The following is a 16,205-nucleotide window of genomic DNA, read 5'->3' as shown; positions in this document are numbered from 1 at the left end:
ACAATGCTCCTATTATACATGAAAAAACGATGGAATGGAATGTTTGGGCTGGAACTGTTTGCATTTTGGGTTTACGATAAGAGAAGCAGGAGTTTGCTGACACAGCAAATCATCAAGCCTTATTATTTGTATTTCCACTTTTATTTTCGGCTATGCTTATACTGACATTGTAAAATCGCGAATCAATTTGAAACGTATAATCCAGACGCAACCCACCGGAGGCAAAAACGTCATTATCTATATTCAGCAGGAGACTCCCACCTCTACAGGTGGTGAGATGAATGGGGTCTTATTTCCTGTTCGATGGGTGTTTAAACGCCCGCTGAACAAAGATAAAGCCTCCGGCGGATGTCACAGATTTTGAGAGATGAAGTTAACCAAAGATCGCCGCGTCCTGCGGCATAGGTTAACTGACCTGCATCACGTAGGCCTAAGCACAATTCAAAATCTGGACGCAATTACGCCGAGGCGTAATTGATTAAAGGACTACAGGGTTATTGGAGGAATGAAGGTTAAATGGAAGAACACTTGGAAGAACAACTGCCGCGTCGCAGAAAAAAGAAACGCAAGCTTCGGATCGGCAGGGTTTTTATTACCCTTTTATTGCTTGGTACGATCACAGTTGCAGCGTATTGTTATTTTCAATACAAGCAAGGTAAAGCGATGACTGCGGGAAATGAGATTGACCCTGGAGACTTTCAAGGCGATTTACTAGATCCCCAAGACCCCACAACGGAAAATTATTTGTTGCTTGGAATTGATAATGATGGTTCTGGTAAATACCGTACGGATACGATGATGGTACTTTCTTGGGATCAAACACACGGAAACGCCAAGTTGATTTCATTCATGAGAGATATTTATGCTCAGATACCGGGTTATCAATCCTATAAATTAAATACGGCATACTACTTAGGCGGTGTACAAACCGCAAAAGAAACCATCTCAGGAATGTTTAATATTCCAATTCATCATTACGCGGTCGTCGATTTCGAAAACTTTGAATCAATTATGGATATTATGTTTCCAAAGGGCTTGGAGATGGATGTGAAAAAGGAAATGTCTGAAAAAATAGGCGTTACGTTAACTCCGGGGGTACAGAAGCTTAACGGCAAAGAATTATTAGGTTATGCCCGCTATCGAGCGGACAACGAAGGAGATTTTGGCCGAGTAAACAGGCAACAGGAAGTTATTTCAGCTGTTAAGAATGAATTATTTAGTTTATCTACTATTTTGCAGGCACCTAAAGTAGCAGGCGCACTTGATAACTATATCCAAACCGATCTCACTTCGAAAGAAGAATTGACCAAAGTCGTGACCGTTTTGGCGAAAAGAAAATTGGATCTCGAAACATTGAGGATACCAGTAGAGGATAGTTATTCGTTCACCTCTTACCGGCATGCAGGTTCTGTTATAGAAATCGATCTAGATAAAAATAGGGAAGCGATTCATTCTTTTTTAGCCGCACAATAAAGGGTCGTACAGAAGGGGGAAGAGGATCTTGAGACAGCCACCAAAAAAGAATTCTTTACGGGATTTTTGGTCTATTCGTTCAGCGTCACCGATCGTTGGATTTCTTGGTGGTCAATCTACATTGTTTGTGCTGCTTTGTTTATTGCTTATTGGATTGATCATTTTGATATTCACTCAAGTTTCATTTATTTTTTATCCGATCCGTGTGTTTTTCTCAACAGTTGTCCTGCCCATGGTGCTGGCAACCATTTTGTATTATTTAATGAGACCCATTCTGCGTTTTTTGGAAGTACGACTGAAGATACCACGGGTTTATGGGATATTGATCTTATTCCTAGCTGCAGCCGGATTGCTCACATTAGTCATTTTCCTCGTGCTGCCATTTCTGCGTGAGCAGACGATCAATTTATTCGATGAATTTCCTTCGTATTTCAAACAGCTGATTTTGGATATGGACTTATTTTTTAGAACTTCCATATTCGCTCCTGTTTATGAAGGATTTAATTTCAATGTCAACAGCTTTTTGGATTCAGGATTTGAGAGCATCGGAAAATTCTTCACCGAAACAATTGGAGGGATCGCTTCCGGTGTCACGTCCTTTATTTCCGCATTGACGGGTATTATTTTAAGTTTGTTTACGGTTCCATTAATATTGTTCTACTTGCTAAAAGAGGGCGAGAAGCTGCCACAGATGATTTTGCGTATGTTGCCGCCTCGTTTGCGTGACGACGCATCAACCATTTTCAGAGATGCGGACAAACAGATCAGCGCCTATATTCAAGGACAGATTTTAGTGGCAATTGCGATCGGTATTATGGTTTCAATTGGATTCCTAATCATTAAAATGAAATATGCACTTTTGCTCGGTGTTCTGGCAATGTTTACAAGCATTGTGCCTTATTTAGGACCTGTCATCGCCATTACGCCTGCGGTTATTATCGCCATTGTGACGTCACCTTTCATGTTGGTCAAGCTGGCGATTGTCTGGACCATTGTACAAGTCGTGGAAGGTAAATTTATTTCGCCGCAAATCATGGGCAAATCCCTACATATCCACCCGATTACAATTATTTTTGTCTTGTTGACCGCCGGATCGTTATTTGGCGTAGCCGGTGTCATTCTTGGAATCCCTTCGTATGCATTGCTGAAGGTAGTAGCGACACATGCCTTTCATTTATTCACACTGCGCTATAATCGCTTCGAAACCGAGGAAGAGATGTATTATGATACTTTGGAAAACTATGAGGACATAGAATAACCCGCCATGTACGGCGGGTTATTTTTATGGTGTTTCGTATAAAATGGAACCTGTATTTGATAAATCATAGCCGCCGATTGCAGAGATTTTCTCTTGGAAATTTTGAGAATTTAAAGTTTCCAAAACCAGATCACGCAGTCTTTCATTGTCCTGTGTTTTCAGCAATACAAGATCATACTGCTCTTGAATCAACGGAACGAACTCCACATCAATGAGACGCGAGGCCTTTTCAATTCCTACTCCCACATCTGCCTGACCCGAGGCAATGCGCGCCGCTACGGCCATATGATTCAACTCTTCGTCCTCATAACCTTTTATAGCAGACGGGGCAATACCTGCAAGACGCAGCTGTTCATCTAGCAGGACGCGTGCACCCGAGCCTTTCTCACGATTGATCAGGCGAATGCCGGGCTGTCCTATATCAGACCAGGTACTAAACTCTTTCGGGTTGCCTTTTTGTACATACATTCCAGCTGTTCTACCGAGTAAATTAACGACCAAATAAGATTGGCCAGTAAGTAAACGTGTAATATACGGCAAATTATACTGTTTCGTTTCACCGTCAAACAAATGCGTACTGACAATATCTGCTTCTCCTTGAACCATTTTAATTAAGCTATTGAGACTGCCTGTAAATGAACGTAATGGACGAACGCCTAGTCCGGCATCTTCAATCGTATTGGCTAAAATATCAAGGCTCAAATCTTGCCCGCTAATAATAATCGAGGAAGCTCTAGATAATCCAGGTGCCTGTTCTTCCGAAATTGCTTGGACTGGCTGTCTTGTAGGAAAGTCACCTCCGCTTTTTAACCGCTCTTTATAAGCCGATAAATCCACTGCATCTACACGCATTTGCCTTCCCACACGATAGGCACGTATTTCACCTTTCTTAATTAAATCATAGACCGTAAGTTTTGAAACTTTCAGTAGTTGGGCAATTTCTTCTGTTGTATACGATACACTGTTATCTAGATTGCTCATTTCTTCATCCTCCAATGCACATTCATTCTATCTTCCGTCATTTCTATGAAAAATGCAAAATTGACAAGTATAGCAAACCATATTAAGATAATTTTAAATATAATTAAATATAACTAGTTATAGTTAGTTTTATTCAAGAGAAAAGGAGGAATAACAGTGAAACGTTTTTTACTTTCGGTTACATTCGCCGTGCTGTCTGTCCTATTGTTCGGATGTTCGAATAACAATGAGCCAGAAAAAACAGATGCGACCGTAGATCGGGAAACGCCTGAGTCAAAACAGCAACCTGATGAAGAAGTGGCGTTATTAATTTCTGCTGCAGCCAGCTTGACAGACGCATTAGAAGATTTAAAATCGACTTTTGAAGAAGAGCACGAAGAAATTAAGCTGACTTACAATTTCGGTAGTTCTGGAAAATTAGCTAAAAACATTGAAAACGGAGCACCATCTGACGTTTTCTTATCTGCAAGCTCAAAAGATATGAATGATATGGAGGAAAAAGGATTAATCAACAATGAATCTAGAGAAAATTTCACATTAAATGTACTTGTATTAATCACACATAAAGATTCGGACAGTACGATTGACTCGTTTGAAGATATCGATCCAGCTGCTCTCGATCACTTTGCAGTAGGTGAACCTGAATCCGTTCCAGTAGGACGCTATACGAAAGAAACATTTGAAACTCTAGATTTATGGGAGCCTTTGCAAGATAAACTAGTGTTAGGTTCAGATGTTCGTCAAGTGTTGACACATGTGGAGATGGGTAATGCAGATTATGGCGTGGTTTATTCAAGTGACGCATATATTTCGAATGATGTAAAAGTATTGGCTGAATCAGATCCTGAATGGCATGCGCCAATTGTTTATCCCGGAGCAGTCGTAAAAGATTCCAAACATCAGGAGGCTGCACAGCAATTTTTGGATTATTTGACGAGTGATAAAGGAAAAGAAACATTGCAGGAATTTGGATTTAAGTAAGAGGAAGGGGGGAGTAGGCTTGCTTGAAATGGATTATTCACCTTTGATTTTATCGTTGAAAGTAGCTGTCATCTCCACTTTTTTCGTGTTTTTAGCAGGAGTTTTCATAGCTTATTTACTGTCAAAACGAGATTTTTTTGGTAAAAGTATATTGGAAGCTTTGTTTTTGTTACCTCTCGTATTGCCGCCTACTGTAGTGGGGTTTGCTCTGCTCATTTTATTCGGGAAAAAAGGGTGGATCGGTAGTTGGCTATTGGAATGGTTTGATTTTCAAATTGTTTTTACGTGGATTGGAGCGGTTATTGCTTCGATTGTCGTGTCATTTCCGTTAATGTACCAGAGTGCTGCAGCTGCGTTTGAGAGTTTGGATGAAAGGCTTTCAAATGCAGCACGAACGATGGGCGCTTCCGAATGGCGTGTATTTTGGACTGTGGTTTTTCCACTTGCCTGGCCAGGCTTGCTGGCAGGATTGGTTTTATCGTTCGCAAGAGGTCTAGGAGAATTTGGAGCAACATTGATGCTTGCGGGATACATACCAGGCAAAACGGATACGATCCCAATGGCTATTTATTTTGCAGTGGAGTCCGGTCAAATGGAAAAGGCGACATTTTGGGTCGTCATCATCATTACATTCGGATTCAGTCTGATTTTGTGGGTGAACTGGTGGAGCAAGCGTAATATTCGTCGATTTAGCAGGATGTGAATGAAGAAATGGGGGAAGCGGATGCTGAGCGTACAACTAACTAAACGGCTCGCGCATTATGAAATGGCTATTCAATTCGATGTGGGAGCAGAAATCCTCGTGTTGGCCGGTCCATCCGGTTCAGGAAAAACTACAGTGTTAAACTGTGTTGCAGGACTTGTGCATCCTGATAGTGGATTGATCGCATTGAAAGATCGGTCATTTTACAAGAGTGGTGAAAAACCAGTACCAGCGAGAGAGCGTCAAATTGGTTATTTATTTCAAGATTATGCTCTGTTTCCGCATATGACAGTCGAAAAGAATATTTGGTATGGCGTCAAGAAAAAGCACTACAAAGAGGAACAGGATACAATTAAGCAACTTCTGCACGTGCTCGGTATTGAACATTTGCTGCAAAAGTATCCCCATCAAGTGTCAGGCGGTGAAAAGCAAAGAGTTGGGCTAGCGAGAGCGCTCGCCACGCGTCCATCTGTTTTATTACTGGACGAGCCATTGTCTGCACTTGATAAAGAAACCAGGCAACAATGTCAAGAAGAACTGCTTCGCCTACATGAAATTTGGCAAATTCCTTTCATTATAGTGACGCATGATCTGGAGGAAGCCGAGAAGCTAGGTGATCGTATACTTTATTTAGATCAAGGTCATATCGCAGATGAAAAGCGAATTAAACATTTGGTAACCGCTTATTGAGGTAACGAACCAATCAACGAAGCTCCGATTCAATGGATCAGAGCTTTTTCTATGTCTTGCTGGACCTAGACATGGCTTGTATTTAAAACAAAATATCGCCATACTAGTAGGTATCAATCCATTGAAGAGGGGCCAATCCTGTGAGCAAACAGCTAAATGACCGCAAAGCAGAACATATCCAAATCGTCTTAGAAGAACAAGTGACAGGAAACACGATTACAACGGGCTTAGAGCACTATCATTTTATACATAATGCACTGCCTGAACTGGCATTTGACGATATTGATATAGAACAGGCTTTTTTCACGAAATTATGCAAGACTCCATTTTTAATCAGTTCCATGACAGGAGGTGCTAATTTTGCTGAAACGATCAACCGAAACTTGGCACTGGCCGCAGAGCAAAGAGGCTGGGCCCTTGCACTTGGCTCGACGCGTGCTTTAATCGAAAGTGAAGCATATAGACAATCTTTTGATCTGAGAGAGTATGCTCCCACCATTCCGATCATCGCAAACTTGGGCGCAGTTCAGTTGAATTACGGCTTTGCTGCAACAGAATGCCGAAAAATCATTGATTATACAGACGCAGATGCGCTTGTCCTTCATCTTAATATTCTTCAGGAAGTCATTCAGCCGGAAGGAAACACAAATTTCAGCAGTTTACTGCCAAAAATAGAAAAACTATGTACTGATTTGTCCATTCCAGTTGGTATTAAAGAAGTGGGATGGGGAATTGATCGGTCCACTGCTGAAAAACTGCTAGATGTCGGTATTTCTTTTATCGATGTTGCAGGAGCAGGAGGCACATCATGGAGCCAAGTTGAAAGATTTCGGACGGACCCAGTTAAGCAACAAGCTGCCGCCGCATTCAGTGAGTGGGGCATACCTACTGCGAGCTCTGTGGAGTTAGTGAAACCGACTATGGATGAAAAAATATTAATTGCAAGTGGTGGGTTGCACACTGGCGTAGATGCTGCAAAGTGTTTCGCATTAGGTGCAGATTTTGTCGGTTTTGGAAGATCGATTTTAGAGGAAGCAACCGTCTCTGTAGAAAGCGTTTTACAAACAATGGAAATTAGAGAACTCGAATTACGGATGGCAATGTTTGCAGTCGGCGCACAAAACCTTACTGAACTGCAGCAAACAGAACGACTTCAAAAAACAACTCCGTGAATTTTTGGTCACGGTTTGTTTTATATATTAAAAGGAGGAATTATCATGTGGAAATTAGTGAACGGAAAAATGATTCAAACAACCGATGAGACGCGTGTGAAATTTCGTACGAACATCAGCAAAGAGATTTTACAGCGACTAGACGATTTATCCGAGGAATACAATACATACAGCAATTATTTATTGGAAAACGGTTTACGAAATATTATAACGCACGATGTGATTCAGTATGATAAAAATTTACGCCCGAAAGATCGAATTCAATATAAAACTACATATGACAAAGAATTATTGGAAACCGTCAAACAGCTGGCAAAAGAACAAAAGCTGTTCGTCAATGATGTCATTGAGTATTGTGTGGATCATATTGATTTTAGCGATTTGAAAACAAAAGAACATAAAAACCGCTTAGAAGAGTAGCGTGGAAGGTATTAGAGAGTGCGTAAAATATAGAGCGCGTTGAACGCCCCGAACATAATATAAATTATAGGAAGTTAAGTTTCAGTTATAAGTATACTTATGATATTGAGATATTAGCGGTTTTTTAAGGTAAATTTTACACTCGACTTATTAATAATAATTGCGAATTGTACATATAAAAATGCAAAGCTCGACAAAAAATGAGCTTTGCTTAGTATCACACTATTTTAGTGCCTGTACGTTCGGTTTTTAAACATTAACTACGTATTTGAGTGAAGCTGACACATATTAAGTCATTCCGACTTACGTTGTCCAGTCCTTCATCTTTTTATAGACGGTTTGTGACGGAAATGATCCACCTCGTTCAATATTGCTTATATAGGATGTCGAAATATTCAATTCGTCGGATACTTGTTTCAGTGTTAAACCACGTTTGATGCGGCATTCCTTAAAAATACTACCAATGTTCTTGCAAACTTCTTCTTTAGTTTGTGCTAAGGAAAAATTGTTTGGTGTCTTGATTGATTTCTTTCTCTCAATCGGCTCATAATAGCTAACAATCTCGTCAGGTGGCGCGATGATGATCGTAGCATCTAACCAGATACGTAGCCATCCTTTTTTCGACATACCTTCCTCGTTCCAATGATTGTACTGCCAAAATGTGATTACGCCTTCTTCTTCCAATAGGTCAAGGGCTTTCTCCAGTCGGTCCCGAATACGTGAAGGTGCTTGTGAATCTATTTGTATACCGATTTTTTCGAGTAATGTACTGATTTTATGCGGCTGCAAATAGCTTGCTTTTCGTGCCTGAGTACGCCAACGCCAGCTTACATAACGGATGAGTTTCTTCTCCCATTTCCTTTGATACGGATTGAATTCAATCGCTTGATTCGGTAATAACTTTACTTGTCTGGCAGCACCTTGCAAGAAAGGCTCAAAAACTTCCCCAATCGTTACATATAGACGTTCGGGTAGTGACTCTTCATTTAATTCGCATGGACTGCCGTCTACATTCGAAAAAATGAACGCACGCCCTTGCATCTTCTTGTTGACAGGTTTACCTTGTTCATATACTAAGACCGTCTCAAGCTCCATCCATAGTGACTGTATATTTGAAAGCGCTTTCAACACTTGGATACGTTGTTCTTTTTCATAACCACCGCGCCTACCTGTTCCTCCAAGTTTTGTCTTCAGTCCACGGATTGTCAGTAGATCATCGAAGCGGATTTCTACGCGGTCACCTAATTGCGCCAAATACAAATGGCATAGAGAATCTAATACGTCCACATCGACTTCTGATAACATCTGAGCATCATTATGCAGTTGATTCATACGACTTGCTGTTCGATCCTCTTCACGCGGAAGTAGCTGTAAAGAACCTGCTAATCTAGCACCTTGAATAGTTGCTCGTGGCCATTGACCGAGCTCGCAGACAAAGTTTTGGTTAGAAATCGCTTCCGTAATGAATTGATAGATAGCATTGCTCATGACAACAAGATTATTCGTTTTTGCTGTTGATTCAATAGGCTGATGTACGGAAACCTGCTCGCCGACTCCGAGTAATTCATTGATCTGTTCCATTGAATTTTTTTCTAATTCAAACACCGCAAGTATTTCCGAAAGCATTTTTTCGATGTAAACGTTGACGTCAGCGGTAAATTTATTCAGAAAGCTATCGTTGGAAGCGAAATTCATCCTCATTTCTTCGAGGAATAATACATTCAATATTTCTCTTTCAAGAGCGTTCAGAGTATCGTATCCATGCTTTTTCATCATCTCACTGACGGTATGGTTCATTAAATACGTCCTATACCACGTGCTGAATACATTCCAAGAATTCTCATCATTTAGACGTGTATGTGCACGTACCATTTTATCGTATTTAGCATATAATTTATTTAGGATTTCCCATTTGAGTGTTGGCTTATTCACAAACAACGGTGCAAGATGACCTTCATAAGTACTAAAAAATTTAGCGACCATGAACTCTGTCGATTTCGCGAGCACTTCGCGTCTCGCATCAACACGAATCTTGAAAAATAAATCAATATTGTTTTCGTAGTCTTGCTGACGGACGATGAATGTCTCGTTTTTCCCCCTCGGGAAAATACGGTTGGCATCCACTTTTTTTCGTACGTTTTCAGATGGAAAATTAATTAAGTAGTTATAGTCAAAGAAGTTATGCCGGTGATCGTGTATAATGATCACTTGGAAGTGGTCGATTTTATTTGCGATGTTTTGATGATGGGTCAGTTCACAGTTCGTGTCATTTAACAGTAAATCGTAATTGTTCAAAATAGTCCCCCCGATAAACCGTAAGTTTCAAGTAGTATATCATGAATTTACAGAATTATCTATTCGCTTTCGCGGTAAAAAAGTTAGTCGCGTTATAGACTAAGCCAAAAAAGCTCGTACAGTTCATAAATTGAACTGTACGAGCTTTTTATGGTTAACAGGCACTTATGATACGAGCGCACCTTCTAATTTTATTTCTTTGATGAGTAACGGAAGAACTTCGAACAGATCTCCAACAATACCGTAATCTGCCATCTTAAAGATATTCGCTTCTTCATCGCTGTTGATTGCGACAATCACTTTGGAGTTCGACATGCCTGCCATATGCTGGATTGCTCCGGAAATACCTACCGCGATATAGAGATCGGGCGTAACCACTTTTCCTGTTTGACCGATTTGCAGCGAGTAATCGCAGTAATCTGCATCACAGGCACCTCGAGAAGCCCCTACAGCGCCGCCTAGCAAGTCCGCTAGCTCATACAATGCATTGAATCCTTCGGCGCTCTTGACGCCGCGTCCGCCAGCAATAACGATTTTCGCTTCCGATAAATCTACGCCTTCCGTTTTCTTGCGGATAACTTCTTTGACGATCGTACGCAAGTCTTTGACATCCACTTCTTTTGCTATGACGTCACCCGTTCGGCTAGCGTCAGGCTCCAATGCGGAAATATTATTTGGACGGATCGTGGCGAATAGCAGTCCATCGTCTTTCATCACTTTCTTTTCAAACGCTTTACCGGAGTAGATCGGTCTAGTGAAGACTACTTGATCGTCTTCTTTTTCAATTGCCACCGCATCCGAGATCAATCCAAGCTCCAGACGACTTGCGATTTTAGGTGTCACATCTTTACCGACTGACGTATGGCCCATGATGATACTAGATGGTTTCTCATCCTCCATCACTTCCATGATGACCTGTCCGTAGCCTTCCGATGTATAATTGCTCAAGTTAGCATGTGAGACGGTAATGACACGATCTGCACCATAGTGAATCATTTCTTCAGCCGGTTGCTGCAAGTCTCCGTCACCTAGTACCAATGCCAGAATTTCTACGTTTTCGTTTATTTGTTTTGCCGCTGCGATCGTCTCATAACTTACTTTACGAAGAACCCCTTGCTGCAATTCCCCGATTACTAGTATCTTTTCACTCATAGTAAAACTCCTTTCGTTTCGTAGATTGCTTAGATTACTTTCGCTTCATTGGATAATAAGCTGACCAGTTCTTTGACTTGCTCTCCTGTCTCACCTACCAAAATGCGCCCTGCCTGCTTTTTAGGAGGCAAGAAAATAGAAATCGTTGCCGTCTTCGCTTCCAAGTCGTCTTCATCGAGATCCAAATCATCGAGCTCAAGTTGCTCAAGTGGCTTTTTCTTCGCCTTCATGATACCAGGAAGGGACGTATATCTTGGCTCATTCAGTCCTTGCTGGCACGTTATGAGCACCGGCAAGGATACTTCAATTTTCTCGAGATCCCCTTCGACGTCCTTCTCAATTTTCGCCGTGCCGTCTTCAATATCCAGCTTGACGATCGTCGTAATAAAAGGCATATTTAGGCGCTCCGCTAGACGGGGTCCTACTTGTCCGCTCGCCTCGTCAATTGCCACATTGCCTGCGAGGATCAAATCCGCTTCTTTTCCTTCAAAAAATGTCTCAAGAATCTTCGCTGTCGTGAATTGATCACCTTCATCAAGGTCGTCACTCGTATCGATGAGTACCGCGTCATCTGCGCCCATCGCAAGTGCCGTACGCAATTGCTTCTCCGAGTCCTCATCACCAATCGTCACAACAGTCACCGTTCCGCCGTGCTTGTCACGTTGCTGGATCGCTTCTTCGACTGCGTATTCGTCGTACGGATTAATAATGAACTCCGCACCACTTTCATCTATTTGATTGCCTGACACGGAAATTGCTTCTTCCGTGTCGAATGTTTTTTTCAGTAAGACATAAATATTCATGTATAAGTCTCCTCCTTGTACTCTAGAGTTACCATTATTTGATTTCTTCAGTGTTTAAAGGTTTCGGCAATATTTTCGTACCAACTAAATCCTCTTCACTTGTATGGATCCCGTGAATTGTTTTAGGAATTAACGGCAAGAATAATAGTGCAATGACGATGAAACCCATGATGACGAAAGATGTATTCACTACCGCGCCGACGTTATTACCGCTTGCAGAGAAGATTGAGAACGCGACCAACGCAAACGAAGCACCCATTCTCTGTGCAAGGTTTTCTATTACCGTGTTTGTAAACGTCACGACATTCATCCGTTGCACGGAAGCTTTAGAAACGACCAATGCTTTGACGACAGGCGTTTTGAGACCAGCTCCAACCCCCACCAGACTCATCGCCGTGAACAAATAAGCAAACGATGTAGTAAGATTAACGAAACTCAACATGATGATCCCGGAAGAAAAGATGAGAATTCCCGATCCCATAATGGTCCGGGCCGAAAATTTCTTTAAAACTCTTCCACTGCAATATGCTGCGACCGACGTCCCGAGGAACACTGCCATCTGCAGGAAACCTACAGTCGTAGCGTCTTTTCCTTGTACGTTTTGTACAAAGAATGTCAGCAAGTACATCACACCTGCGTATCCAATAAGGATGAATACAGCAATCGTCGTAGGTACCCAGAAGTTCCGATTCGCAACATACTCTAAATCGAGCAACGGTGCTTTTTGTTTTTTCTCTACAACGATCAAGATGATCAACGCAGTGACGAATACTAGCAATGATGGAACCCACATTCCAGATTCGATTCCGAAGCTGTTAATGAATGTTGGAATCGTCAGCAAACCGAGCAATAGAGCGATAACGAAAATCAAACCAAGAACATCCAACTTCTTACTTGCTTGTGCTTTGACGTGTGGAACAAAAGCAAAGAGTGCAATGCCTAAACCACCAAGAACAGCAGTGAATATAAAGCTTGCCTGCCAGTTCATCGTATCGACGATCATACCGCTGATGACCGGACCAAATACCGCACCGATTGTAATAAACGCCGCAAACGTTCCAATCGCCTTCCCCCGCTGTGTCCCGACCATGAATTTACCGGCATAGGCAATCCCCGATGGCGCAATCGCCGCGCCCGAAATACCTTTAAAGAATAAACCGAGAACGAGCACCCAGAAAGAAAACGAGAATGCTACGAGCAATGATCCGATTACCATGAAAATACCGCCAATTAGGATGACGATCTTCAATCCGAACGAATCTCCAATCCATCCAAGTAGTGGCTGGAATCCTGTTAAACCAACAGCCAGACCCAGTTGCATCCAGACTGCGTATCCCGGCGTCAGATTAAATTCGGCAATCATATGCGGGTATGCGGGAAGATGGGTTGCTAAACTTAACATAATAAAGAATGCTCCGAAACTTATGAATAAAAAACCTCTATTAATCGATTTATCTTTCAATGCCATTTCACTCATATAGTGGCCTCCCTTTATCGATGATGGAATGGTTTTCAAGCTTTGGTTATTATGTCAAATCTAGCTGTGGTCTAAAAAAGTAAATCCGCAGAAGGAGTTTCAGTCTGCTCAGAGCAAAACCGAAGCTCTCCCGCCACAGATCAGAGTGTTACTGGCTATTTAGCCGATATTAATGACACAAGCTTTTTCCTGTGAATAATCCAAAATCGAGTCCGTACCGTAACCACTTTCCTTCACACCACTAAACGGCAGGTCCGCTCCTACTCTAGCGTACGTATTGACCCATACATTACCCGCTTGAAGCTTATCAATCATACGATGTGCAAGACCGAGATTTTGCGTCCATACACCCGCTGCCAGACCGAAGTTCGTGTCATTGGCAATTTGAATGGCTTCTTCTTCCGTATCAAACGGAATAGCAACCGCCACAGGACCGAAAATTTCTTCACGAGCTAGTTTCGTTCTGTTGTCCGCTACTTTCACGAGTGTAGGCTGTACCCAGTACCCGTCCGCGAATTCCGGTTGACCCGGCAGAACCTCCTGTCCACCGTATTTTCCGCCGAACACTACCTCATACTCGTCTTTTGACGCTTCGTCGATATACCTGCAAACCGACTTGAATTGCGCTTCATTTGCGATAGGCCCCATTGTATTAGTAGAATCTAGTGTGTTACCGTGCTTGACAAATTCCTTGTCCGTCATCAACTCTTTTAAGCGACCTATCACTTCATCGTAAATAGAGCGCTGGATCAACATGCGTGAACCACCCACACAAATCTGGCCGGAGTTCGGAGTAAAGATTCCGTTGATCAATCCATGTACCGCCTGCTCGATATTTGCATCTTCAAAAACGATATTCGGTGACTTGCCACCCAGTTCAAAAATCAGTGACTTCGGTGAATGGGCAGTTGCTTTTGTGATGCGTTCCGCTGTTGCCTTTGAACCTGTCAAACTCACTTTATTCACTTCTTCGTGACTGACAAGATAATCTCCAATTTCGCGACCGGAACCAGAAATGACATTGAGTACGCCAGGAGGCAGGATTTGTGAAATCAATTCACCGTAGCGCAAAGATCCAACCGCTCCACTTTCAGCCGGCTTGATCACTACTGTATTGCCTGCTGCGAGCGCATAAGCAGCTTTGATCGTAAATGTAAACAATGGTGCGTTCCAAGGTAATATTCCGACTACTACTCCGTACGGCTTGCGTACAGTGAAACCGAAATCTCCTGCACCCATCTGTACAGTGCGCCCTTGTCCGCCTACTAATGTTGCCGCACTCGCTGCATCGTACCAGACTTGCTTCAATACTTCCGCGAGATAGCCATATTCATCCAGTACCCAGCCGTTGTTACGCGTCTCAAGTTCAAGCAGCTCTGCAGCGTACTTGGGTATCATATCCCCGATCTTGCGCATATAATCGCCGCGTGTACGTGCCGGTAGGTCAGCCCAGCCTTCAAATGCTCCGCGTGCCGCCTGGATCACGAGTTCTGCATCTTCTTTCTTACTTGACGGGATCTTTGCCCACACTTCGCCTGTTGACGGGTCGATACTGTCGGCTACGGCCCCGTCCTTCGCTTGTACGATCTTGCCGTTGATGATATTGCCGTAAGTCGTCAATTTGGATTTCTCGGATACGTTCGTCATATATTTTCCTCCTTCAAATTACCAGCCTAGTGAAGAGACTACTTTTTCTTGATAGAAAGGGGTGGAACCTAAATACTGATCATAATAGCGAGCGCGCTTTACAAATAGATGACAATCGATTTCTTCCGTGATTCCGATTCCGCCGTGAATCTGGATATTATGTGCCGAAACTTCGATGAATTTCTCCGTCGCATATGTACGGGCGCTGTATACTGCTGCTTCTCGATCGAATTCGTCCGTATCTACTACCCAGTTGGCATAATGACTCAGTGAACGGGCAATTTCCAAATTCACTTTCATGTTGACGATACTGTGTTTGATCGCCTGGAAACGTCCGATCGCTTGGCCGAACTGCTCCCGAATCTTCGCATATTCCGTCGCCATATTAACAACACTTTCCATTGCGCCGACGATGTATGAACTAAGCGCAGCGTTGAAGTACAACAGACCTTCTTGAAGCTGCATCCATCCCTTGTCTACTTCACCTATAATTTGATCTTCTTTGATGACTAGATTATTGAATTCGATTTTCGCTACATGTTTTGATTCGTCAAAGGAAGATAGTTTCTCGATGTTCATCCCTTCTGTCTTGTCGATCAACACAAGAGATAATCCGTCCTCTTGATCCTCCTGGTTTGTGCGTACCAATATGAGGAATGCATCCGCAAGTTCCGCTTCCGGTACAAGCGTCTTCGTGCCGTTAAGCACATACTGTCCATCCTGCTGTACTAATGTACATTGGATACCTGCTGAGGAGAAGTCGTTGAAAGGCTCCAGTGCTGCGAATGAAACCAGTTTCTCTCCTGAGGCAACCGCTGGCAGATACTGTTGCTTCTGCTCCTCTGTGGCGTATTTCTTCAGCGTCGGTACTACCAACGCTGAAGTTTCCATGAATAAGCCGGGTACTAGTGAACGTCCCATCTCTTCGAACGTCGGAACGAGATCGAGTGCATCCAGATCCATACCATCGTATTCTTCAGGAATGTTGATGCCACTGCATCCAAGTTCAGCTAATGTCGTGTACACCTTCTTCAGATTTTCCGGATTATTGTCAATCATTTCTCGAGCCAACTGTGTACCGCCGAATTTATCCAACATTTTGCGGATATGTCCACGGAACATTTCTTGCTCTTCTGTCAGTGAAAAGTCCATA

The 16,205-nt window shown here is 42.6% G+C and carries 14 protein-coding genes; 7 read left to right on the top strand and 7 right to left on the bottom strand.

Annotated elements, in window-relative coordinates; translation table 11 throughout:
- Window positions 1-516: 516 nt before the first annotated feature.
- Both MKY93_RS08860 and MKY93_RS08855 read left to right on the top strand, forming a co-directional pair.
- Window positions 517-1,473: an LCP family protein gene (locus MKY93_RS08860; protein WP_340758823.1), complete on the top strand. Its 957-nt coding sequence runs from the start codon at window positions 517-519 to the stop codon at window positions 1,471-1,473.
- A 28-nt stretch (window positions 1,474-1,501) separates the two neighbouring features.
- Complete coding sequence (locus MKY93_RS08855) at window positions 1,502-2,731, top strand: AI-2E family transporter (RefSeq protein WP_009496642.1); 1,230 nt, start codon at window positions 1,502-1,504, stop codon at window positions 2,729-2,731.
- Window positions 2,732-2,755: 24 nt separating this feature from the next.
- Here MKY93_RS08855 and MKY93_RS08850 read toward each other — a convergent pair whose 3' ends face one another.
- Window positions 2,756-3,712 (bottom strand): substrate-binding domain-containing protein, encoded by a 957-nt coding sequence (locus MKY93_RS08850; RefSeq protein WP_340758822.1) that lies wholly within the window; start codon window positions 3,710-3,712, stop codon window positions 2,756-2,758.
- Window positions 3,713-3,868: 156 nt separating this feature from the next.
- Between MKY93_RS08850 and modA the strand changes: the two genes are divergently transcribed.
- The 5 genes from modA (at window position 3,869) to MKY93_RS08825 (ending at window position 7,678) form a co-directional block, all read left to right on the top strand.
- Entirely contained in the window at window positions 3,869-4,693 is an 825-nt protein-coding gene (gene modA / locus MKY93_RS08845) for a molybdate ABC transporter substrate-binding protein (protein ID WP_340758821.1), read from the top strand.
- A 28-nt stretch (window positions 4,694-4,721) separates the two neighbouring features.
- On the top strand, window positions 4,722-5,396 hold the full coding sequence (gene modB / locus MKY93_RS08840; RefSeq protein ID WP_425441327.1) for a molybdate ABC transporter permease subunit: 675 nt from the start codon (window positions 4,722-4,724) through the stop codon (window positions 5,394-5,396).
- Between the two features lie 21 nt (window positions 5,397-5,417).
- Window positions 5,418-6,086, top strand: a complete 669-nt coding sequence (locus MKY93_RS08835) for an ATP-binding cassette domain-containing protein (protein WP_340758820.1) — start codon at window positions 5,418-5,420, stop codon at window positions 6,084-6,086.
- A gap of 140 nt (window positions 6,087-6,226) precedes the next feature.
- Entirely contained in the window at window positions 6,227-7,258 is a 1,032-nt protein-coding gene (fni, locus tag MKY93_RS08830; protein ID WP_340758819.1) for a type 2 isopentenyl-diphosphate Delta-isomerase, read from the top strand.
- 45 nt (window positions 7,259-7,303) lie between these two features.
- On the top strand, window positions 7,304-7,678 hold the full coding sequence (locus tag MKY93_RS08825; protein WP_009496648.1) for a hypothetical protein: 375 nt from the start codon (window positions 7,304-7,306) through the stop codon (window positions 7,676-7,678).
- A gap of 303 nt (window positions 7,679-7,981) precedes the next feature.
- Here MKY93_RS08825 and MKY93_RS08820 read toward each other — a convergent pair whose 3' ends face one another.
- The 6 genes from MKY93_RS08820 to MKY93_RS08795 all read right to left on the bottom strand — a co-directional run bounded on the left by MKY93_RS08820 (window position 7,982) and on the right by MKY93_RS08795 (window position 16,204).
- Window positions 7,982-9,973, bottom strand: coding sequence for a helix-turn-helix domain-containing protein (locus MKY93_RS08820; protein WP_340758818.1), 1,992 nt, complete (start codon window positions 9,971-9,973; stop codon window positions 7,982-7,984).
- A gap of 165 nt (window positions 9,974-10,138) precedes the next feature.
- Window positions 10,139-11,125: an electron transfer flavoprotein subunit alpha/FixB family protein gene (locus MKY93_RS08815; RefSeq protein ID WP_340758817.1), complete on the bottom strand. Its 987-nt coding sequence runs from the start codon at window positions 11,123-11,125 to the stop codon at window positions 10,139-10,141.
- Window positions 11,126-11,154: 29 nt separating this feature from the next.
- Window positions 11,155-11,928 (bottom strand): electron transfer flavoprotein subunit beta/FixA family protein, encoded by a 774-nt coding sequence (locus MKY93_RS08810; protein WP_340758816.1) that lies wholly within the window; start codon window positions 11,926-11,928, stop codon window positions 11,155-11,157.
- 34 nt (window positions 11,929-11,962) lie between these two features.
- Window positions 11,963-13,405: an MFS transporter gene (locus MKY93_RS08805; protein ID WP_340758815.1), complete on the bottom strand. Its 1,443-nt coding sequence runs from the start codon at window positions 13,403-13,405 to the stop codon at window positions 11,963-11,965.
- Window positions 13,406-13,564: 159 nt separating this feature from the next.
- Window positions 13,565-15,052 carry an aldehyde dehydrogenase family protein gene (locus tag MKY93_RS08800; RefSeq protein ID WP_340758814.1) on the bottom strand — a complete coding sequence of 496 codons (1,488 nt, stop codon included), beginning with the start codon at window positions 15,050-15,052 and terminating at the stop codon, window positions 13,565-13,567.
- Between the two features lie 18 nt (window positions 15,053-15,070).
- Window positions 15,071-16,204 (bottom strand): acyl-CoA dehydrogenase family protein, encoded by a 1,134-nt coding sequence (locus MKY93_RS08795; RefSeq protein ID WP_340758813.1) that lies wholly within the window; start codon window positions 16,202-16,204, stop codon window positions 15,071-15,073.
- Window position 16,205 lies beyond the last annotated feature (1 nt).

The sequence above is a fragment of the Sporosarcina sp. FSL W7-1283 genome (assembly GCF_038003105.1).
Classification (GTDB): domain Bacteria; phylum Bacillota; class Bacilli; order Bacillales_A; family Planococcaceae; genus Sporosarcina; species Sporosarcina newyorkensis.
This window is presented reverse-complemented; position numbering and strand designations above follow the sequence as displayed.

Bases quoted from the DNA above. Each gene is read 5' to 3' on its own strand.
- MKY93_RS08860 (WP_340758823.1), top strand. From the start codon at position 517: ATGGAAGAACACTTGGAAGAACAACTGCCGCGTCGCAGAAAAAAGAAA.
- MKY93_RS08850 (WP_340758822.1), bottom strand. From the start codon at position 3,712: ATGAGCAATCTAGATAACAGTGTATCGTATACAACAGAAGAAATTGCC.
- modB (WP_425441327.1), top strand. From the start codon at position 4,722: ATGGATTATTCACCTTTGATTTTATCGTTGAAAGTAGCTGTCATCTCC.
- MKY93_RS08835 (WP_340758820.1), top strand. From the start codon at position 5,418: ATGCTGAGCGTACAACTAACTAAACGGCTCGCGCATTATGAAATGGCT.
- MKY93_RS08825 (WP_009496648.1), top strand. From the start codon at position 7,304: ATGTGGAAATTAGTGAACGGAAAAATGATTCAAACAACCGATGAGACG.
- MKY93_RS08815 (WP_340758817.1), bottom strand. From the start codon at position 11,125: ATGAGTGAAAAGATACTAGTAATCGGGGAATTGCAGCAAGGGGTTCTT.
- MKY93_RS08810 (WP_340758816.1), bottom strand. From the start codon at position 11,928: ATGAATATTTATGTCTTACTGAAAAAAACATTCGACACGGAAGAAGCA.
- MKY93_RS08805 (WP_340758815.1), bottom strand. From the start codon at position 13,405: ATGAGTGAAATGGCATTGAAAGATAAATCGATTAATAGAGGTTTTTTA.
- MKY93_RS08800 (WP_340758814.1), bottom strand. From the start codon at position 15,052: ATGACGAACGTATCCGAGAAATCCAAATTGACGACTTACGGCAATATC.
- MKY93_RS08795 (WP_340758813.1), bottom strand. From the start codon at position 16,204: ATGGACTTTTCACTGACAGAAGAGCAAGAAATGTTCCGTGGACATATC.